At 47.0% G+C, this 21,359-nt stretch carries 14 protein-coding genes; 9 read left to right on the top strand and 5 right to left on the bottom strand.

Annotation, left to right across the window (positions count from 1 at the left end):
* The first annotated feature begins 119 nt into the window (after nt 1-119).
* Entirely contained in the window at nt 120-3,116 is a 2,997-nt protein-coding gene (locus DXN04_RS21355) for a SusC/RagA family TonB-linked outer membrane protein (RefSeq protein WP_116855423.1), read from the top strand.
* A gap of 23 nt (nt 3,117-3,139) precedes the next feature.
* A complete protein-coding gene (locus DXN04_RS21350) occupies nt 3,140-4,447 on the top strand; it encodes a RagB/SusD family nutrient uptake outer membrane protein (protein WP_116855422.1) in 1,308 nt (435 codons plus the stop codon).
* Between the two features lie 23 nt (nt 4,448-4,470).
* Here DXN04_RS21350 and DXN04_RS21345 read toward each other — a convergent pair whose 3' ends face one another.
* From DXN04_RS21345 to DXN04_RS21335, 3 genes are all read right to left on the bottom strand, one after another.
* A complete protein-coding gene (locus DXN04_RS21345) occupies nt 4,471-5,568 on the bottom strand; it encodes a hypothetical protein (protein ID WP_116855421.1) in 1,098 nt (365 codons plus the stop codon).
* On the bottom strand, nt 5,569-6,195 hold the full coding sequence (locus DXN04_RS21340; RefSeq protein WP_116855420.1) for an ABC transporter ATP-binding protein: 627 nt from the start codon (nt 6,193-6,195) through the stop codon (nt 5,569-5,571).
* Between the two features lie 118 nt (nt 6,196-6,313).
* Entirely contained in the window at nt 6,314-7,054 is a 741-nt protein-coding gene (locus DXN04_RS21335) for an ROK family protein (protein WP_116855419.1), read from the bottom strand.
* Between the two features lie 91 nt (nt 7,055-7,145).
* On the opposite strand from DXN04_RS21335, the gene DXN04_RS21330 reads away from it, so the two are divergent.
* The 7 genes from DXN04_RS21330 to DXN04_RS21300 all read left to right on the top strand — a co-directional run bounded on the left by DXN04_RS21330 (nt 7,146) and on the right by DXN04_RS21300 (nt 18,245).
* On the top strand, nt 7,146-7,700 hold the full coding sequence (locus DXN04_RS21330) for a sigma-70 family RNA polymerase sigma factor (RefSeq protein WP_147320013.1): 555 nt from the start codon (nt 7,146-7,148) through the stop codon (nt 7,698-7,700).
* A 184-nt stretch (nt 7,701-7,884) separates the two neighbouring features.
* Nucleotides 7,885-8,832 (top strand): FecR family protein, encoded by a 948-nt coding sequence (locus DXN04_RS21325; protein WP_116855417.1) that lies wholly within the window; start codon nt 7,885-7,887, stop codon nt 8,830-8,832.
* A gap of 59 nt (nt 8,833-8,891) precedes the next feature.
* Nucleotides 8,892-12,362: a SusC/RagA family TonB-linked outer membrane protein gene (locus DXN04_RS21320; RefSeq protein ID WP_116855416.1), complete on the top strand. Its 3,471-nt coding sequence runs from the start codon at nt 8,892-8,894 to the stop codon at nt 12,360-12,362.
* 8 nt (nt 12,363-12,370) lie between these two features.
* Nucleotides 12,371-13,864, top strand: a complete 1,494-nt coding sequence (locus DXN04_RS21315; RefSeq protein WP_116855415.1) for a SusD/RagB family nutrient-binding outer membrane lipoprotein — start codon at nt 12,371-12,373, stop codon at nt 13,862-13,864.
* Nucleotides 13,865-13,882: 18 nt separating this feature from the next.
* A complete protein-coding gene (locus DXN04_RS21310; protein ID WP_116855414.1) occupies nt 13,883-15,388 on the top strand; it encodes a DUF5689 domain-containing protein in 1,506 nt (501 codons plus the stop codon).
* 5 nt (nt 15,389-15,393) lie between these two features.
* On the top strand, nt 15,394-16,881 hold the full coding sequence (locus tag DXN04_RS21305) for a calcineurin-like phosphoesterase C-terminal domain-containing protein (RefSeq protein ID WP_116855413.1): 1,488 nt from the start codon (nt 15,394-15,396) through the stop codon (nt 16,879-16,881).
* 146 nt (nt 16,882-17,027) lie between these two features.
* Nucleotides 17,028-18,245: an alpha/beta hydrolase-fold protein gene (locus DXN04_RS21300; protein WP_116855412.1), complete on the top strand. Its 1,218-nt coding sequence runs from the start codon at nt 17,028-17,030 to the stop codon at nt 18,243-18,245.
* An 81-nt stretch (nt 18,246-18,326) separates the two neighbouring features.
* Here DXN04_RS21300 and glgX read toward each other — a convergent pair whose 3' ends face one another.
* Both glgX and DXN04_RS21290 read right to left on the bottom strand, forming a co-directional pair.
* Nucleotides 18,327-20,519 (bottom strand): glycogen debranching protein GlgX, encoded by a 2,193-nt coding sequence (gene glgX, locus DXN04_RS21295; RefSeq protein ID WP_116855411.1) that lies wholly within the window; start codon nt 20,517-20,519, stop codon nt 18,327-18,329.
* A gap of 58 nt (nt 20,520-20,577) precedes the next feature.
* The gene (locus DXN04_RS21290; RefSeq protein WP_116855410.1) at nt 20,578-21,309 is read right to left on the bottom strand and encodes a DNA-formamidopyrimidine glycosylase family protein; all 732 of its coding nucleotides are present in this window, start codon (nt 21,307-21,309) and stop codon (nt 20,578-20,580) included.
* Nucleotides 21,310-21,359: the final 50 nt, after the last annotated feature.

The raw sequence follows: 21,359 nt of genomic DNA, 5'->3' as shown, positions 1-21,359 counted from the left end.
GATCCAGTGTTGAACCCATTTTGCAGGAAGCACCACATTATTTAACAACCAAAATTATCAAGAAAACCTAAAAGTCTGTAACCAGTCAAATTTCAACTCACATCTAAATCCTACAAGCTATGCATTTGCAAAAATTTAGCTTGCTGCTACTGTTTTGCCTATTCAGTACTTATGCATTATTCGCGCAGCAAAATGTGACCGGACAAATCAGAGATGCAAAAACGGGTCAGGTAGTACCCGGAGTTACCATCCGGGTCCCCAACACCAGCAGGGGTACCATGTCCGATGCAAACGGTAAATATTCCATCGCCGTTCCCCCCGGCACCACCACGTTAGTAATCAGCTCTACAGGGTACAAAACCCAATCAATCCGGCTCACGGCCAATCAGGCTGTGTTTAATCTTACGCTGGAAGAAGACCTGGCACATCTCGATGAAGTCGTCGTGACCGGTGCGGCTACCAGTATCAAAAGGAGCAACCTGGCCAATGCCGTTGCCACCATCTCCGCCAATCAACTCAGTGGGGTCGCCCCGGCACAAACCTTCGACGCAGCCCTTAGCGGCAAGGTCCCGGGTGCCCTGGTCTCCGCTAATTCCGGTGCCCCCGGTGGTGGTTTCACCGTCAAACTCAGAGGCATCACTTCCGTATTTGGCAACTCGCAGCCTTTGTATGTGGTAGACGGGATCTTCTTCAATAACAGCAGTATCCCCGCAGGCCTCAATGATGTAACCGGCGCTGCTACTGCCGGCAACCCCAATAACCAGGACAACCCTTCCAGCCGTATCGCCGATCTGAATCCAACTGATATCGAAAATATCGAAATCCTGAAAGGAGCTTCCGCCGCCGCCATGTACGGTGCCAAAGCCGCCGCAGGTGTAGTAATCATTACCACCAAAAAAGGGAAATCGGGCAAGACAAAGGTGAGCCTGAACCAGGAACTGGGCTTCGTGAAGGTACGCCACCTCATGGGCGTAAGGTCATTTACAGCCGAAACGGCAGCCGATCTTGCAGGGAGTGCGGATAATACTGATCCGGCAGTTATAGCCAAAAGAGAGGCCTATAAAACACAGTTTACCGAAGCTCAAAATGCCGGTAAGATCTTCGACTACGAAAAGGAATTGTTTGGCCAGACAGGGCAGGTGCTGAACACAAACCTGGCTATTAGCGGTGGTGGCGACAAAACCACCTTCTACCTCTCCGGCAACCGCCGCCAGGAAGATGGAATCGTCAAAGGTACCGGGTACTTCAACAACTCCGTTCGCCTCAATATAGACCATAAACTCAGTGACCGGGTATCATTTGGGGTCACGACCAACTATATTTATTCTTCATCCGTCAGGGGCCTGACCAACAACGATAACAATGGCGTAAGCTACGGCGTTGCGCTGTCGTCTACACCCAGTTTCGTTGACCTGCATCCCAATGCATTAGGAGAATATCCCCGCAATCCTTTCGCGGCCTCCAATCCACTGGAGACCCGTGACAAAATGACCAATAATGAAACCACGAACCGTTTTGTAGGTGGTGGAAACCTGGAAGTGCACCTGCAGCAAAGCGAGCGATCCCATACCCGTTTCATCGGCCGGGGCGGAATAGATTTCTTTAACTATAAAACCATGGCCCTCTTTCCACGTGACCTGCAGTTTGAAGAAAACTCAAACAAAGGCCATAGCATCCAGGGCAATACCAATAATACCAATACAAACCTGGGCGGATTCCTCGCCAATACCTTTACACCCTCTCCGGCAGTGAGCCTGACCAGTACCGTAGGAGCCACCCTGGAAACCGGTTACTTTGACAACATCGTCACCGTGGCGACCAACATCGTTGCAGGCCAAAGTAATGTCGATGCCAGTGCCAATACCACCACCCGCCAGTTCCGCTCCAAATTCAGGGACAACGGGATCTTCATCCAGGAAGACCTGTCTCTCATAGATGCCCTGACCCTGAGCGGCGGTGTGCGTTTTGACCGCTCTACTAATAATGGTGATTACAAGAAGTATTATGTATATCCCAAAGGCGCTTTCTCTTTCAACTTCGCCAAACTAAAAGGCTGGTCATTTGACAACATCGACAACCTGAAGATCAGGGCTGCCTATGGACAATCAGGTAATGTACCGCCCTACAGCAGTAAATTCACCGGCATGCTGGGCAGCAATATCGGCGGTCTCCCCGGGGTACTCGTCGATAACCTGCAGGGGAATCCCGATATCAAACCTGAAACACAGGAGGAGTTTGAAACAGGTCTGGACATCAGTGTGCTCAATGGCCGTATCAGCCTGGAGGCAACTTATTACAATAAAAGAATCCAGGATGTACTGCTCCGCCATTCCCTGCCAGGATCTTCCGGTTATGCCGCAGAATGGAAAAACAGTGGTGACCTGAAAAACCAGGGCGTGGAATTAGGACTGAACCTGGTACCAATCAATAAAGCGAATATTAAATGGACAGCTGCTATCAACTGGTGGTTCAACCGCAGCAAGGTGACAAGGCTGGTGATACCCCCTTATGCCATCGGTGCATTTGGTAACTCACTCGGTACATTCTACCTCGAAGAAGGGCAGCCTGCCACACAGATCAAAGGTACCGTAGGGAGTGACCTGAGACTAATCGGAAATTCAGAACCTAAATTCCAGATGAGCTTCTTCAATGAAGTGACGCTGTATAAGAACTGGTCACTGCGTTTCCTCGTGCATTGGAAGAAAGGAGGTGATAATATCAACCTGACCCAGTTGCTCACCGATGCCGGTGCTACTTCATTTGACTACGATGATATCATCAACGGGCAGAAGGCAGGTGTCTACCGCTTAGGTGCCGGCGATGCCAGCATTTATGTACAGGATGCAAGTTATGTGCGTGTCAGGGAAATAGGCCTGTATTACAATATTCCCTTGAAAAATACCAAAGCCATTTCCGGCGTGCGCCTGGGTGTATCAGCAAATAACTTCTTTACATGGACGCATTATGTAGGTTATGATCCGGAAGTATCCAACTTCGGTAGTAATACCATCAGCACCTCTTCCAGCCGCGGCAGCAATGGTTTGTCTACCGGTGTGGACGTAATGCCTTTCCCTGCATCAAAGAGAGCCAGTTTTCATATTGGCGTAGATTTCTGATCCTTTAATAAAAACATTGACACATGAAACACATTATAGCAGCCCTTTGTGCCCTGGTATTGCTCAGTGCCTGTCAGAAAGGGGAGATCAACAGTTTGAATACACCGGTGGTAACTGGTATTACAGGCAATCCGACACGTAGTGACTTGTTCAACCTGGCTACTGGTGCAGAATCAGGCATGCGCAATAGTCTCACTACCTACCTGGATGCAGAAGGCATTATAGGCCGTGAAATCTACCGTTTCTCCAGTTCAGAACCACGCTTTACTACAGATCTGCTGGGAGGTGGCACCAAGGTGCTTGACAACAATACATTTTATCTCACTAATCCCTGGGTCTCCCGCTACCAGGTGATCCGGCAATGCTTTATCCTGCTGGAAGCCATTAGTCATACCAGTGAGACCGTTGCCTCCGATGCACAGAAAAAAGGTTTCTCCGGTTATGCAAAGACCCTGATAGGTTACCAGTTATTGCTCAATATCAACCTGACCGATTCCAGCGGTGCCCGTATTCCTGTAGCAAATGGTGTGGTACAAGGGCCCGTGGTCACTGATCCGGGTATTGTACTGGATTCAGTATTAAAATTCCTGGATGAAGGAAAGGCGGACCTGACAGGTGCAGAAATTATCTTCCCCTTATCAGATGGATTTGCAGGATTTAAAGATGCGGCAGGTCTGCTGAAATTCAACAGGGCATTGGCGGCAAGAGTGCATGTATATCGTAAGCATTGGGCGGAAGCGCTGACAGCTTTGAATGAATCTTTCTTTGACCTGAATGGTGACCTCAGTACCGGGGTATGGCATTATTTTTCTACCAGCGGGGGCGATATGGTGAACCTGTCTTATATCGCACCAAACAGTAATGGCGAAGTGAGGATCGCGCATCCTGCCTATGCCAGCGATATTGTTCCCGGCGATGACCGGATCAATAAAACACAGGTACGTAATTCATCGGCCAGTCAGAATGGCCTGACGGGCAACAGGGACGTGATCATCTGGACATCGCTGAATGCACCGGTAAGCATCATTCGTAACGAAGAGCTGGTATTGATCTATGCAGAAGCAAATATTCAAAATGGCAACTTCCCGAATGCGATCGTGGCCCTGAACCGTATCCGTACAGCACACAACCTGCCGGCTTATGCAGGCGCTGTTACCAATGCCGCGTTGATGAATGAGTTATTGTACAACAGGCGTTATTCACTGTTCATGGAAGGACATCGCTGGATAGATATGCGTCGTTACGGTTTATTGAATACACTGCCTAAAGACAGGGCGGATGATGATGTATGGAGTCATTTCCCATTACCACAAAGCGAAAGTAATCAGTAATATTCCAGGAACGCTTCTGCCGTTTATGGCAGAAGCGTTTCGTATTTATAATATCTCCACCGGAATATAATGATGGCCAATAATGTTAGTGCAATGTATAAAGCAGGCAAACCTACCGTCATTAAAAAGATGTACTGTATACAAAGTACGATGGACAACAATTTATAGAACTGTGATTTCGTGAAATGCCTGTAGAATGTAAGGCTGGTCATGAGCAGCATACTACCGTAACCGCACAAACTAAAAGTGACCGCATCATAAAGGGGCATATGCTTCGGCACAAACAATACCAGGAGGATAATTTCAGGAATGATTAAAATTAAATCCAGTAAAGCATATTCCAGCAAACGGGTATTGAGGCCCACAGGCATGGTCCTGTAAAAATTCAGGTATACATCTTCGAACTCCCTGCACCTGTATACCAGTACGCCATTACCTAAGATGCCCAGACTGACTACAATAAAAATGGTTTGCCCATCATAATAGCGCATGGGATTATTGACAGCGATAAGGAACAATAACCCACAGGTAAAGATCTTCAAACCTGCCCAAGTAACCAGTTGTTTGGTGGCCACATAACGTAGCAGTGTACCGGTAAATGAAGTGAATTTTATGGACCGGATTACCGGTGTTTTCCCATCAGCAATGTATCGCAGTCTTTGCTCCAGCCATAGGGCAGATAAAAAGCACAGCAATAATAAATACCCGATGATGAGCAGCACGCCGCCAATGTATCCATATTGCACACCTGTGATAACCATAAATACAACATAGGCCCATACAGGGATCATCAATAAAAAGGTAGCGATGAATAGTATGCCTGTTTTCCTTTTCCTGCTCAGGTAGTTGAATACATTCAGGAACGCATTCTCAGGTTTATAAATTTCATTGACGACAAAGGCGGTGAATTTCCGGGTATACAGCAGCCAGAGGAGGAATACAGTGGCCATCATACCTGCATGCCTGAATGTACCCAGTACGAGGAATAGATGATACTCATACACACCTGCGCCGGACTGGGAGTTGACAATAAACACCGTCATGGTGTAAATGAAAATTATCAGACCGCCATTCTCCCTGAAGAATGGTGAAACCAATGAACGGAGTAAATATCTTGTCATTTAGAGTACGATGCTTTGGTTAATAACAGTCAATACCCGCTGTGCATTTAGTAAGTTGGTATCTAGTTCCTGGTGAGAGCTCATGAGGAAGGAAGTGCCTTTTTTCTGCCAGGCTTCCAGGATCAGGTCGGAGATCAGGGTAAATGAATTCGTGTCCAGCGTGGTCAGTGGTTCATCTAATATGATGAGTGCAGGATCGCCCATAAAAGCCAATAGCAGGGACAGTCTTTTCGTCATCCCGGCAGAGTAGGCAGAAGCCTGTCCTTTGATAAAGTTGCCAACATTAAATCGTTCTATCAGCTGGTCGATTTCTTTTTGTGGTACCTTCCTGATGCGCTGGTATAGGGTGATGAGATCCATACCGGTCATAAACGGCGGGTAGAGGGGTTCTGCGGCGGCCCAGCCAATATGTTGCCTGTAAATGAGGGGTGAATGTCTCAGGCTGCTGCCTTTGAAGGTGATATCCCCTTCGAAAGGCACCATACCGGCTATGATTTTTAAGAGCGTGGATTTACCTGAACCGTTGGCTCCCTGGATCCAAAAGATGCCCGGGTCCAGCAGGAGAGAGGGAATATCCAATACGACCTTCCCCTGGTAAACTTTACGAAGTTGGGTGAGTTGAAGCATAGGAATCAATATAGAGATATTTTTTATGTGTAATGAGGGGTCAGTGGCATTTTAACATTATTTTGTAAGGTAGCTGTATCCACAAAAAATAAGGAGATTGCGTCGCAATCTCCTTATTTTATTTCTTAGGAAAATTCGTACTGATGTGATACTTATCCTCCATATCCCATAATCTTGCTCCCCCCTTGATTCCATCTTTATTCGTAAACAGGATCACATTTTTATCCAGCTTAAAACTAATCTTATCCGCATTTCCACCTCCCAAATACAACCTGTCATAATTGAACACCACCTTCAGTATATCCATCACCCGCTCCATCCGCTTATTCCACTTTTCCAGTCCCTCTTTCTCCAGCGCCTTGTTCCCGATATACTCATCATAATCATGTTCCTTCGTAACCGGGTGATGCGCCAGCTCCAGGTGCGGCAGCAAATATCCGTCAATCAGCACAGCCGTGCCAAAGCCTGTACCAAGTGTCACCGCCAGCTCATAGCCCTTACCACTCACCACACCCAGGCCCAGCTGATCCGCATCGTTCACCAGCCTTACCGGCTTATCAAGTAAATCCGCAATACGCTGTCCCAGGTCAATATTCTTCCAGTTCGGATTGCCCAGGTTCGGTGCTGTATACACAATTCCATTCCTCACATAGCCCGGAAATCCCACGGATACTTTATCATACGCAGGTATATCCTTTACCAGGTCCTGGATGGTAGCCAGTACCTTATCTGGTGTAGGTGCCTCAGGTGTCTTTACCCGTTTATAATCCATCTGCCATTCTCCTGCCTTATTCAGGATCGTACACTTAATATGCGATCCTCCTACGTCAATCCCTAAAATATGCCCTGTCTCAGCCATGTTATTAAAAATTTATGCAAACCATTACAAAATTCACACCGGTTTTGTTTACCTAAACTTAACACTCATTTTAAACTGACCGCGTAATTTTGTGCGGTCAATTTATATGATGCGTTCCAATTCTGAAAATACTGCTGCAATATTCGACAGGATCTTCAAAGAAACCTGGTCGGGCACTGTTGCGTATCTGATAAAAATAAGCAATAATAAAGAACTCGCCGAAGACCTGGCCCAGGAAGCCTACCTGAAAGCCTGGCAGAAGCTCCACCTGCTTCCTGGCGAAGAAACTGAAATTGCCCGTTATATCCTCGTCATCGCCCGCAATTGTTTTCTTGATCACCTGAAAGCCGCCCTGCGTGAACGCAAACAACATGATGCCTACACCCTCAGTTTCCCGGATGCCGGGCATTTTTCCCCCGCCATGTCGGTGATAGAAGCCAAAGAACAACAACAGATCGTTAATCATACGATCAATAACCATGAAGAAACCGTGCGTCGTTATTACCTCCTCAACCGGGAATACGGCCTCACTTACAAGGAAATTGCCCTCCGGGAGGGCGTTTCTGAAAAAACTGTAGAACGCTATATTGGCCGGGTACTTCGTTCTCTCCGTTCCCGCCTTGCTACCATCTTATTTATGTGGTGAGTTATTGAAGTTAAGAGCTATTTGTCAAAGGAATTATTCACCTGGTTTTTAATCCTGCCGCAACTATTCTGATCTCTCACACCTTTTAACCTCGTCTTATCCTATCTGGTAACAATTCCTTAACCTACATTCCTGTCGGTGACCATTTTAATTGGCCGTTATATTACAAAACGACGTTCTTAGAATGAAGATCCCCGACATCAGGAAAAGACTGGAAGATTATCAGGCAGGCAGACTGGATGCTGCCGGCACCCAACAATTGCAGCAGGCAATAGACCGCCTGTCCGAAGAGGAGTTGTCGGAACTTTTCCCTGTGGATGAATTTGTGAATAATAAGGAGCATCAACTACCCGAAGCGGAGATTGATGCTGCACTGGAGCAATTCAGGAAGAACAGGAAGCCGGGGATCAGGCTGATCAAGTTGACAAGGTATGCGGCGGTGTTCGTATTGTTATTAGGCAGCACCTTTTTACTGAGGAAAATGAACCTGGACCGCAAGCCGGAACGCCGCTTTCGTACCATGCGGATTGCGGATGGCAGACATGGTGCCATCACTTTGTCCGATGGCAGCCGGGTGACAATTAATGGCGGATCTACACTTTATTTTCCGGAGGAATTCGATGACAGCGCACGGATTGTATATGTAGAAGAAGGGGAGGCTTATTTCGAAATTGCCAAAGATGCGAAGCGGCCGTTCTTCGTTCGCTCCCCGCAACTCAACGTAAAGGTATTAGGAACCTCTTTTACCGTAAGAGACTACAAAGATGAACAAACAGCTTCAGTAAACGTAAATAGCGGTAAAATCGGCTTAAAAGGGCTCGTGCTGAGTGCCGGTATGGGATTGACCGCAGACAAGGAAAATGGGACATTCACAAGAGAGGAAATTGACACAGCTACTACAACGGCCTGGATCAGGGGAGAACTGATCTTCCAGGATGCCGGTCTTCAACAGGTCTTAAAGGTATTACAGCATAAATACGCTGTTCACTTCGATGTGAAAGATACCGCATTATTTAAAAGAAAGTACACTGCCACATTCCGTAACAATACGATCGAAAACATCATGCAACAGTTAAAATTGATGAGCAGTTTCCAGTACACAATCACAGACAAGCAAATAGTTATCAGGTAAAAAAAGCACCCTGCGCTAACAGGGTGCCAAAATTCAGTACAAGCTAAATTTTTAAATGAATGGACAAATGTACAAAAAAGCGGGGATGCCCGTTAGGGATTTCCTACCCCAAACTTTCGGTATGGGTATTATTCTTCTTTGTAGCATGGCTGCCCTACATCAATGCACAAACTAATGAAAAGAAGCTGGACCTTACGGTGAGCAACCAGCCACTGAAAGACGTATTTCAATATATTCAGAAAAATAGCCGTTTTCTCGTCAACTATAGTCCTAATGATATAGATGCCAATATACGCGTCAGCATTAAGATCTATGATGCCACTGCGCAGGAAGTAATGCGGGCGGCCCTGGGCAATACCGGCTACATCTTCACACAAAGCGGGAATACATTTATCGTCACCCGCAAGCCCGAGGATATTATCATCCGGGGTCATATCTCAGACGAAAAAGGAGAGGCCCTCGTCGGCGTAAACGTTCGTATCAAAAGCGGCAATATCGGCACCATCTCCGGTCCTGATGGTAACTATTTCCTGAAAGTACCTGGCAATACCCCGACCATCGTTTTCTCTTTCATCGGTTACCTGACCCGCCAGATCACTGTGAATGGCACCCAGAAACTGGATGTACAGATGGCACCTGATGCCAAAGCCCTGAATGAATTCGTGGTAACCACCGCACTCGGGATCCAGCGCGAAGAGAAAGGATTAGGGTATGCTACGACCGTTGTAAAAGGCGAACAGCTTACCAATGCACTGTCTAATAACTGGACGGATGCACTTTCAGGTAAGGTTGCCGGTCTGAACCTGGTGCGTTCCAATGCAGGTCCTACCGGTTCCAACAAAATTATTCTTCGTGGTGAAAATAACCTGACGGGTGATAACGAAGCCCTCATCGTCGTAGATGGGGTAGTGATCAATAATGGCAGCGGCCGCCGTACAGGTATCGATGGTGAAACGCCATATGGCACTGGTTCTGACAACATGCCGGCTGACTATGGCACCGGGCTGAACGACCTGAACTCCGAAGATATTGAATCAGTAACCATCCTGAAAGGACCCGGTGCTGCCGCATTGTACGGTCAGCGTGGGGCGAACGGTGCAGTGATCATCACTACCAAAGCAGGTACGCCACGCAAAAAAGGTTTAGGCGTTACCTTTAATTCCAACGAATCTATCGAACAGGTAAACCGCTGGCCGGAATTACAATATGAATATGGTCAGGGGCTGGATGGCGCTGCCTATTATTCCTACGGCGCTTCTGCAGATGGTGCAAGTACAAGCGGTACCAGCTCTGCCTACGGTCCTAAGTTCGATGGTCAAATGTTCTTTCAATACGATCCTGTTACACAGAAAGCAGGTACAGAAAGAACCCTCTGGAGACCTTACACCAACCAGTTACAGAAATTCTTCCAGACAGGAAAGACCTTCACCAACAGTATCAGTGTAGAAGGTGGTACGGACAAAACGACTGCACGCTTCTCATTCACGAATGTAAACAATGACTGGATTGTACCTAACACGGGCTACAAACGAAACACCATCTCAATGGCCGTGAATTCAAAGATCAGCGACAAACTGACCATCTCTTCCAAAGTTAACTATACGAATAAATGGAGTGACAACCTCCCCGGTTCCGGTTATGGTAACCAGTCCCTGATGTACTGGTACATCTTCTGGCAACCTAATGCAAGCATTGACTGGCTGCGCGACTATTGGGTAACAGGGCAGGAGGGCCGTGCAATCAAATATCCTTTCAGCTCTTATCCTGAAAACCCCTTTGCCGTTGCAAATGAATTCATCAACAAGACAAATCGCAATGGTATCACAGGCAACGTGCAGGCTACTTACAACTTCAGCAAAGAACTAAGTTTACTGGTGAGAACATCCATTGACTTTGCTTACGACCAGCGTGCACAGGAGCGTCCATACGATGCCGGTGCGAAACTGCCAAAGGGGAGCTATCGTACACAAAACATCTTTTCTATGGAAGCCAGCAGTGACTTCATGCTGAAATACAACAAACGTATCAGCGAAGATGTTGAATTCACTGCCACCGCAGGCGGTAGTACCCTGACAAATAATTATAACAAAGACGAGACCCGTGCAGACTCACTGACTTTCCCGGGCATCTTCTCATTTTCGAATGCTGCAGGTCCTTTGGTGACCATGCCATTCAGGAGTAAATATTCAATCAATAGCTTTTATGGGGTGGTAACTGGCGGCTTCAGGGATTATTTATTCCTGGACCTCACAGCCAGACAAGACTGGACCAGCACACTCGCTACGCCATATCGTACATCCAATTCCGGTTTCTTCTATCCGGCTGCCAACCTGAGTTTTGTAGCATCGGATGTACTGCATATGCCGAAGGTGATCAATTTTGCAAAACTTCGTTTCTCCGCATCCAGCGTGGGGAGTGGTGGTACTACAGCTTACCTCACCTCTTACAATTATGTGTCTGCAGGGAGCTTGTACAATGGTGGATTGTCAGCCCCCGACCTGCTGACTAATCCGAACCTGAAACCATTGCGTACCATTACTTATGAATTAGGAGCCAATGTACAGTTCTACAACAACAGGCTGGGTATTGATGTAGCCGTGTACAGAGGTAATACCAAGGATCAGCACCTGAAGCGTATCGTAGACCGTGCATCAGGTTTTACACAGGTCCTGATTAACGCCGGTGATGTAAGAAATGAAGGAATAGAAATCGCACTGAATGCAACGCCCATCAGTATAAAAAATGGTTTCCGCTGGAGTTCAAACGTTGTATTCTCTGCGAACCGTAACCGCATCATGAGCCTGGCAGATAGTTCCGTTGTACTGAGAACAGGGCCTGTAGGTGGTGGGCAGATCGTAGCAAAAGTAGGCGGTAGCATGGGTGACCTGTATGGTCGTGGATACCAGCGTGCTCCTGATGGTCAGATCATTTATGATGCGACTACCGGCGTAGCCCTGCTTACTGAAGATGTAAAATACCTGGGCAACATCCTGCCTAAAGCAAAGATCGGCTGGACCAACGACTTTAATTATAAAGGCTTCAACCTGCACCTGCTCTTCGATGCACAGTATGGAGGAGTCGCGCACTCCCTCACACACTATAAGATGGCGGAACAGGGTAAACTGAAAGAAACACTGCCAGGCCGATACAATGGGATCATCGGGAATGGAGTGATCGCCACCGGGGATGGTAAGTACCGTAAGAATGATGTGATCGCAACAGATATCGATGAATATTACCGTTCACATTATGGCGTAGACAATGCAGAAGGGAGTGTGTTCCGTACAGACTTTATCAAATTCAGGGAAGCACGTATTGATTATACATTCAGCAAAGGACTGGTAAAGCGCCTGGGTTTCCAGCGTGCAACAGTTGGGGTGTATGGCCGTGATCTGTTCATCTGGTCTCCATGGCCTATGTTCGACCCTGAATTCGGTACGCTCTATGGTTCTGACATCCTGCAGGGTTTTGAGATTGGTCAGTTCCCTTCTACACGTACCCTTGGTTTTAATCTGGTAATTGGACTTTAATATTCGACATGATGAAGCATCTTATATACATAATATTACTGGGCATCTTTTTGAGCTCCTGTACAAAAAACTTCGAGGAGACGAATACGAATCCAAACGGTACGCCAACTGCATTGCCACAGCAATTGCTGGCACCGGCGCTGGTGAGTACGCTGAGCTATAACATGCTGCGTAACCGCAATTTCAACAATGAACTGATGCAGGTGACGGTAAACATAAGTGATGCGGAAGGGCAGGTGTTCCGTTATGATTTCCGTTCTACCTGGGCAGATTACCTGTACAATGGTTTGTATTCTGAGCTGACCAACTTCAAGGATATTTACACCTCTGCCAGTGATGAGCTGAACTACAATAAATCTTATATGGGGATCTCACTGATCTGCCAGTCATGGATCTATTCCATTCTCACAGACACCTATGGTGATATTCCTTATTTCCAGTCAAACCTCGCAAAGGACAGTGGCATTTACGAGCCACGTTTCGATGCGCAGCGTGACATTTATTCTGATATCTTCAAAAAACTGGATACTGCCAATACCTTGCTGAGTGCAGGTACCGCTATCAACGCTTCCAGCGATCCGGTGTATAATGGTGATGTAGCGAAATGGAGAAAGTTCGGAAACTCACTGTACCTGCGATTATTGCTCCGTGTATCTGCGAAGTCGGATAGTGCGGTGCTTAAAATCAAAGACATTGTAGAAACGAATAAAGGTAATTATCCTATCATGACAAGTAATAGCGAATCTGCCATTCTCCGCTGGACGGGAGTAGGACCTTATTCATCGCCTTATCTCTCCGTACGTGAGCAGGATTTCAGGTCGCCGGGTATAGCGAGTTTCTTCATTGATAATCTTGCTCAGTGGAATGATCCGCGTATTGATATTCCTACTTATGGTACCAATGGTTTTAACAGGTGGGGCATAGCACCTTATTCCGGGTCATACCAGGGCATACCAAGTGGTTATGCGCCAGGTGAGAATCCTGTAAAGAAATGCTATTTCTACTCCAATACGTCGGCAGTGTCCCTGATGACGGAGCCCATGACAGGGATGATGATGAACTATGCAGAATTGCAGTTTATACTGGCAGAGGCCGCGGCAAAGGGGTGGATCAGTGGTTCGGCGGAGACCTATTATAACACAGGTGCGCTGAACAGTATTACGCAATGGATTCCCACCTGGCCGGTATCCATCACTACCTGGCTGGCAGCGGCAGATATTGAGTGGCTGAATGATGAGACGCTGGATCAGAAGATGGAAAAGATTCACAGGCAGAAATATTATGCGCTGTTCCTGACAGACATGCAGCAGTGGTTTGAATACCGCCGTACGGGGCACCCTTATTTACCCAAAGGTGCAGGCCTGCGGAATGATGGAGTAATGCCTGCAAGAATGACTTACCCGGTGTATGTGCAGTCCACCAATCCGACGAACTACAAGCTGGCTATAGCCAGTCAGGGGCCAGACGAAATCAGTACACAGGTATGGTGGCAGAAACCATAACAATAAAATCATTTTACAATGAAGAAATTCTTAGTATACTTACCACTCATATTATGCGCCTGGGCTTGTCAGAAAAGTGAGACCTATCCCGGTGGCAGAATCAGCCCATACATATCGATTTACGATATCAGGAATCTGTATAAATCAAAACCCGTTAAGCTCACCCAGGACAATATGCTCGGCTCTACCAGTATAGCAGCCATGGTGGTATCAGATCACAGCGGAGGCAATCTGCCGGTAGGCTTGCTGATTGTGCAGGACGCACGCCGTTTGTCAAAACTAAGAGGTATCGCTATCCCAGTTGGAGATGTGGCAAATAGTTATGTACCAGGAGACTCCGTGATTATCGATGTGCAGGGAGCAGTGCTGGAGAAGGTAGATGGTATGCTGGAACTGAAGGATGTATCGCTGACCGGCATCAGGAAGATCTCTTCCGGAAATGCAATTCCTGTGAACCGTGTTACAACAGCTGCGATCCTCGCCAATCCCGGTGACTATGAAAGTACCCTTGCAATAGTAGTGAAAGCTGGCTTTGATCCATTGCCTGCAAAAGGGGATGTATTGGCTGGAGATAAGGTGCTGAATGATGGGTTTGGGAACCTGCATCTGCGTACGGAAGACACCAGTGCCATCGCAGAGGTTGGGGCACCGGTGAGTGCCAACTTCTACGGTATTGTCTTTGTAGATAAGGATAATGCACCTGTATTCAGGATGCGCAAAGCTGCAGATGTAACTGTGTTGAGTTCAGAGATTACCATCGCGCCGGTGATCATTACAGGTTTTATGTCTGATGCAAGTGGTGCAGATGGCAACTATGAGTATGTGCAGATGATGGCGACCAGGGACATCGACTTTGCGGCCACACCCTTCTCCTTAATAGTAACAAACAATGCCAATGCCAGCACCCCTACTGGTTATCCGTCTAAGGGCTGGGCTACCGGCGATAAGCGTTCTTTCAAATTCAATTTGTATACAGGTAAAGCAACGAAAGGTAGTTTCTTCTATGTAGGTGGTATTGGTAAAAAGATCAATGGTTCCAAATCAACAGATATCAGCAGTGCCAACTGGGTCCGTACATTTGACTATACTACTATTGGCGGAGATGGTTTTGGTGCGGCTACAACGGGGTTGATGGCGAATAGCGGCAATGCCTTTGGTATGGCTGTATTCCAGGATACAGTTGTCACAGCAGATACAAAACCGGTAGATGTGATCTGGGTGTCAACGGGTGGCAGCTTATTTACAGCAGGCCCTCCGGCAAAAGGTTATCGCATTGCGAATACGGATTTTTACGATATCATTAACCCGATCACACTGGAAGAGCAGCCGTATTACCGTCAGGGTTCCAATACACTTGCATTGTCATACAACACAGCGGATCTGGGCATCTTCAATATGCTGGGTGGTGTGTATAATGTATCGCTGGGCAAATGGGTACAGGCACGCGCGCAGAACAATAAACAACTGACTACTACATCAGCGATAACCGATATAGAAGGTGAAGGCGCTACAACAATTAAATAAAACTTATGCTTAACAGAAGGAACTTTTTAAAGAATGTGGGCGTAACCGGGTCCCTGTTAGCCTTGCCGGCGGCGATTGCAAATGCAGCGCCATTGCTGGGCGGGAATAATATAGATCTTTCTACCATCTCGCTCAGGGGGAAGGTGCTTTGTGAAGGAAAGGGAGTGGCGGGAGTGCCGGTAACGGATGGCATCAATATTACATTGACTGACAAGAATGGTGCATATGCCCTGCAATCAAATGGCACGGCGGAGTTCGTGTATATCAGTGTGCCGAAAGGATATGCTTTTCCGGAGGAGCGGAGCATTGCTGCCTTCTATCAACCTATACCGAAAAGCAAAGCTACTTTCACCGCTGATTTCAGGCTGGAAAAGCTGAAAGTGGATGATACCAGGCACACCTTTGTGGTGTGGGCTGATCCGCAGATGAAGTCGCAGAAAGATGTGGAGCAGTTGCTGAAGGAATCAGTGCCCGATTTGCAGGAAGTGATTAAGTCTTATCCGAAAGATACGCTGATTCATGGGATAGGCTGTGGGGACCTGGTGTGGGACGCGTTTGAATTATACCATGGTTATCGCAGGGCAGTGGAGCTGTGTGGCATTCCATTTTTTAATGTGATCGGTAATCATGATATGGATAATGAGGCACGTACGGACGATGGTTCAGCGAATACATTTAAGTCTCATTTTGGACCTACATATTATTCTTATAACAGGGGAGAGGTGCATTATATCGTACTGGATGACGTGTTCTTTTTGGGAGAAGCAAAAAACTACATCGGTTACCTGACGGAGAACCAGTTGCAATGGCTGGACCAGGATCTGGCGCAGGTGAAGCCGGGTACGCTGATCGTATTGAGTTTGCATATTCCAACCTATACCGGGCAGGCACGCAGGGAAGGAAAAAAAGAGGAACCGGGCGGTGGTACGGTGGCGAACAGGAAGAAATTGTATAAGATGCTGGCACCTTACAAGGTGCATATCATGAGTGGGCATACGCACTTCAATGATAACTGGGAAGAGGGGAATATTATGGAGCACAATCATGGTACGGTGTGTGGCGCATGGTGGACCGGGCCGATTTGTGGGGATGGCACGCCGGGTGGATATGGAATTTATGATGTGAATGGTTCGGAGATCAAATGGGTGTACAAGGGAACCGGATTGCCTAAAGAGAAACAGTTGCGTATCTACGAAAAGGGGCGTGTACAGGCTTCGCCTGATGAGATTTCGGCGAATGTATGGAACTGGGATAATAAGTGGAAAGTGGAGTGGTTCGAGGATGGCGTGAGTAAGGGAGAGATGGAGCGGAGAGTGGCGTTTGATCCCTGGGCGGTGGAGTTGTATTTGGGACCGGAGTTGCCGAAGAAGCATAAGTTCGTGGAGCCGACATTGACGGATCATATGTTTTTTGCAAAGCCGTCTCCAGTGGCTAAGAAAATAACGGTGAGGGCGACGGATCGGTTCGGCAATGTGTACGAGGAGTCAATTTAAGCGTTAAAATTAATTAAAAAACGGGCGGGCATATAGTCCGCCCGTTTTTTTTGCTCCCGCTTTTTATCCCATATTAAGATCGTTTCATCACACTCTTCAAAATTTCTTCCTCCTTTCACTAACCTTCGTGAAAAAAAATTCCATCCATGAAACGACTCATTCTCCTCTTACTTTTCATCCCTTTCATCACCCATGCCCAACTGATCTCCTTCGGCCAGCAGGACAGCCTCTATTCAAACACGCTAAAAGAAAACCGTCCCCTGTGGATCTACACCCCCACAAGCATCGACGACACCGCCTTCTTCCAGCGGGCCGCCTACCCGGTCATCTACGTGCTCGACGGCAACTCCCCATTCGCCACCCTCCAGACCATGATCCAGGCCCTGGCTGTCAACGAAGGCAACATGGCTCTTCCTCAAATGATCATCGTAGGCATCTTAAATACCCCGGGCAACCGTACTAAAAACATGGCCGAAAAACCAGAAGAGCTCAGCACTTTCTTTGAAAAAGAACTCTTTCCTTACATTGAAGGAAAATACCCCACCGCCCCATACCGCATTTTAATCGGCCACTCTCTCGGCGGCCTGTACGCCACCAATACCTTATTACACCACAGAGATCTCTTCAACGCCTACATCGCCTCCGATCCCAGTTTCTGGTACAACAACGCCGCTTTCCTAAAAGAAGCGCCGCCATTATTGAAACAGGATTTTTCCAACAGGCAGCTCTTCATTGCGATGGCACATACAATCAATCCAGCAATAGACAGTTCCCAGGTGCATAGCGATACCAGCCTGGGTGGCCGGCATACCAGTGCAATTCTGGACCTGACATACCTGCTGAAAAAAGCAAACAACCATCTCCGCTGGGATTATAAATACTACCCGGACGATGATCATCACACTGTGCCATTCATCGCTGTCTATGACGGCCTGCGATTTATCTTTCCACACCACCGTTTTCCTACTTATCTCTATACCGATGACAGTTCTCCCGATTCACTAAAAACACTTGTAGTGAATCATTACAAACTATTATCAAAAGAAATGGGCTACACGGTACGGCCGCCGGAATGGTTCCTGAACCAGATGGGCTACTGGAACCTGATGGACAAGCGATATGCGAAATCAGCCACCTGTTTCCAGCTGAATATCGACTATTACCCCGAAAGTTATAATGTCTATGATAGTATGGGGGATTACTATAAGGAAGTCAACGATCTGCAAAATGCCATTTTGAGCTTCAGGAAGGCATTATCGCTGCGTGATAAGCCTGAAATAAGGACGAAGATGGAAAAGACTGTCATGGCGGCTAATAATGCCCCGAAAAGCCCCGTACCAGGTCGGTCAAATGAAAAGCACTAGGCAATAGCGGTATGAAATAAACAAAGCAGGTCATTCTTTCTTTGTGTAAACAAAATAAGAATGACCTGCCTTGTTTATAACCTATTTCTCACTCTTCACCTCCGGCACAGGCAGGCCCGGTACCGGTTTCAAATTCTCTTTATGAATAAATAAAGAAATGGAATGCCCTGGTATTTTTACCTTGTCACTTGCGGTATATACTTCTTTGTCTTCCGTTTTCCATTTGCTGGTATCCAATATCCGTTCCCATCCTTTCGCATACTTTTCCGGGGGCAATGTATATTCAATCGTATCGTGATGTGCATTGAAGATAACATAGAAGGTATCATCCACCATCTTTTCCCCTTTTTCATTCACACATCTCAATCCTTTTCCGTTCAGGAAAATGCCAATGGATTTTGCATAATATTCCTTCCAGTGATCTTCCTGCATTTCCGTAGCATCCGGCAGGAACCAGCCAATATCTTCTACGCCTTTGATCGGCATTCCCTGGAACCAACCTGGTCTGGCGAAGGTGGTATGCATTTGCCGTATTTTGATCATCGTGCGTGTAAACTCCTGCAATTCCAGGTCTTGTTTTGACCAGTCCAGCCAGCTGATTTCATTATCCTGGCAGTAAGCATTGTTATTACCATGCTGTGTATTGCCTATTTCATCACCTGCCACCAGCATAGGCACACCCTGTGAAAGAAACAGGGTAGCCAGGAAGTTCCGTTTAATCTGTTCACGGATACTGATGATGCCGGGATCATCGGTTTCACCCTCTGCACCCCAGTTACAGGAATTATTATCATTGGCACCATCTTTATTATCTTCTCCATTCGCCTCATTGTGTTTTTCATTGTACGAAACAAGGTCATGCAATGTAAAGCCGTCGTGGGCGGTAATAAAGTTGATACTGGCAGTAGGCAGGCGATAGTCGGACTGGTATAGATCGGGACTTCCGGTAAACCTGAGCGCAAATTCAGCAAGCATACTATCATCGCCTTTCCAGTATCCACGGATGCAGTCCCTGTAAATACCATTCCATTCTGCCCATCCCGGAGGGAATTTACCTACCTGGTAGCCGCCTTCACCTACATCCCAGGGTTCAGCAATCAGCTTTACCTGGCTGATCACAGGATCCTGGTAGATGATTTCGAAGAATGCACTGAGGCTATTCACCTCATGCAGTTCCCGCGCCAGTGCAGAGGCGAGATCAAAACGGAATCCGTCTATATGCATTTGCTCCACCCAATAGCGAAGGCTATCCATGATTAATCTTAATACATTGGGCAGGCGGGCATTCAGGGTGTTCCCGGTACCGGTATAATCCATATAGTAACGCTTGTCTTCCGTCAGCCTGTAGTAGGAGCAGTTATCGACACCTCTGAAGCTGAGGGTCGGGCCCAGGTGATTACCTTCTGCAGTATGGTTATAAACAACATCCAGGAATACTTCGATACCGGCTTTATGGAGGGCTTTGACCATTTCCTTGAACTCGTGTACCTGCTGGCCCTGGGTTCCAGAGGAAGAGTACCTGGCATCAGGGGCAAAGTAACCGATGGTATTATAACCCCAGTAATTGCTCAGGCCTTTTTCGACCAGGTGTCTGTCCGACACAAAGTGGTGAACAGGCATCAGTTCAACAGCTGTAATACCTAGTTTTTTCAGGTAATCGATTGTCACCGGGTGCCCGATAGCGGCGTAAGTGCCCCTGATTTCTTCGGGAATATCAGGATGCATTTTAGTAAAGCCTTTGACATGCATCTCATAAATGATTGTGTCATTATATGGGATTTTTGGAAACTTATCGTCTTCCCAGTCAAAGGTATCATCTACTACGACGGACTTTGGAATATAAGGGGCGCTGTCTGTTTCACTGAAACTCAGGTCTTCGTCCGGGTGCCCGATCTGGTAGCCAAAAAGGGAATCGTGCCAGTTGATAGTACCTGAAATGGCCTTTGCATATGGGTCTAACAGTAATTTATTAGAATTGAACCGGCTTCCTTCCTGGGGATTATAAGGGCCGCTTACCCGGTAACCATAGAGTTGTCCGGGTTTAAGGCCTGCCACATGCACATGCCAGACCTGGTGGAATCTTTCGGTCATTTTAATGCGTTGCGATTCTTTTGTGTCTGTCAGGTCGTTGAAAAGGCAGAGTTCTACGCCATCGGCATAGTCCGCATAAATGGCGAAATTTACGCCTTGATCATCAGGAGTTGCGCCTAATGGATAAGGACTACCAGGGGTAATGTGAGCTGGTAATTCGAGGGTCTGTTGACTGGTATTCATTAATTATTAAGCAATTGGTTCTAGGGCTAAAGCGGTAAAATTCATGCCATGGCATTTGTTATTCATATAAAAACTGGCAATTATTACAGAAAAACGATCGCCGTTGGGTCGTACCCAGGTATTCTTTAATGAAGGGTATATGGCAGCGGGGACAGGTTTTGCGGGTATGTGCGAGCCAGTGTTGTTTCAGTACAAAGGCTTTTTTCCATTCCAGGAAATCGAAGCTGTATTGCCGGGCTTCCTGTATGAGTTCTTTCTTCTTTTTAAGGGGTAATTTCCCCACTTTGCTGAGGGGATGAAGGTGAGTCCGGAATAAAACTTCGTTTTTAATAATGTTTCCTGAACCGGCAAAGATGTCCTGGTTGAGGAGGGCATCGCAGAGGAGCATATCAGGCACCTTTTTTAGTTGTTTCATGACTTTGGCAGCATTCCATGCATCACTGAGCAGGTCAATTTCCCAGTCATAAACTTCCGCAAGTGGCTCGTCAATAATCCTGACAGCGCAGGTGTAGAAGTTGAGTTCTTCTTTTTCGAAAGACAGGCGGAGGGTGGGGTTAGAATTTTTGCGTTCATTGATGCGATAGGTACCAAAAAGGAGAAGATGGATCCGGATGGTAAAACCACGGAAGCAAATGAGGAGGTGTTTGCCCCAGCTTTTGATGGCAGTGATTTTTTTGTCTTTTAGTCTGCTCAGATCAATTTTTGCATAGCCGCTGGCGGCAAGGACTTTTTTCCCTTTGAAAGAAGCGAGTTCCTGCTTGAGGATGACAATGGAAGGGCCTTCGGGCATGGGTGAAAGGTAATTTGCTTTTTGTATTTAGAATGTAAATGTGAAATCTA

The sequence above is a fragment of the Chitinophaga silvisoli genome (genome assembly GCF_003412465.1).
GTDB classification, from domain to species: domain Bacteria; phylum Bacteroidota; class Bacteroidia; order Chitinophagales; family Chitinophagaceae; genus Chitinophaga; species Chitinophaga silvisoli.
The sequence above is the reverse complement of the archived record's forward strand: the minus strand, read 5'-3'. Positions and strand labels throughout refer to the sequence as shown.

Bases quoted from the DNA above. Each gene is read 5' to 3' on its own strand.
- DXN04_RS21355 (WP_116855423.1), top strand. From the start codon at position 120: ATGCATTTGCAAAAATTTAGCTTGCTGCTACTGTTTTGCCTATTCAGT.
- DXN04_RS21345 (WP_116855421.1), bottom strand. From the start codon at position 5,568: ATGACAAGATATTTACTCCGTTCATTGGTTTCACCATTCTTCAGGGAG.
- DXN04_RS21300 (WP_116855412.1), top strand. From the start codon at position 17,028: ATGAAACGACTCATTCTCCTCTTACTTTTCATCCCTTTCATCACCCAT.
- DXN04_RS21315 (WP_116855415.1), top strand. From the start codon at position 12,371: ATGATGAAGCATCTTATATACATAATATTACTGGGCATCTTTTTGAGC.
- DXN04_RS21335 (WP_116855419.1), bottom strand. From the start codon at position 7,054: ATGGCTGAGACAGGGCATATTTTAGGGATTGACGTAGGAGGATCGCAT.
- DXN04_RS21310 (WP_116855414.1), top strand. From the start codon at position 13,883: ATGAAGAAATTCTTAGTATACTTACCACTCATATTATGCGCCTGGGCT.
- DXN04_RS21350 (WP_116855422.1), top strand. From the start codon at position 3,140: ATGAAACACATTATAGCAGCCCTTTGTGCCCTGGTATTGCTCAGTGCC.
- DXN04_RS21320 (WP_116855416.1), top strand. From the start codon at position 8,892: ATGGACAAATGTACAAAAAAGCGGGGATGCCCGTTAGGGATTTCCTAC.
- DXN04_RS21325 (WP_116855417.1), top strand. From the start codon at position 7,885: ATGAAGATCCCCGACATCAGGAAAAGACTGGAAGATTATCAGGCAGGC.
- glgX (WP_116855411.1), bottom strand. From the start codon at position 20,519: ATGAATACCAGTCAACAGACCCTCGAATTACCAGCTCACATTACCCCT.
- DXN04_RS21305 (WP_116855413.1), top strand. From the start codon at position 15,394: ATGCTTAACAGAAGGAACTTTTTAAAGAATGTGGGCGTAACCGGGTCC.
- DXN04_RS21340 (WP_116855420.1), bottom strand. From the start codon at position 6,195: ATGCTTCAACTCACCCAACTTCGTAAAGTTTACCAGGGGAAGGTCGTA.
- DXN04_RS21290 (WP_116855410.1), bottom strand. From the start codon at position 21,309: ATGCCCGAAGGCCCTTCCATTGTCATCCTCAAGCAGGAACTCGCTTCT.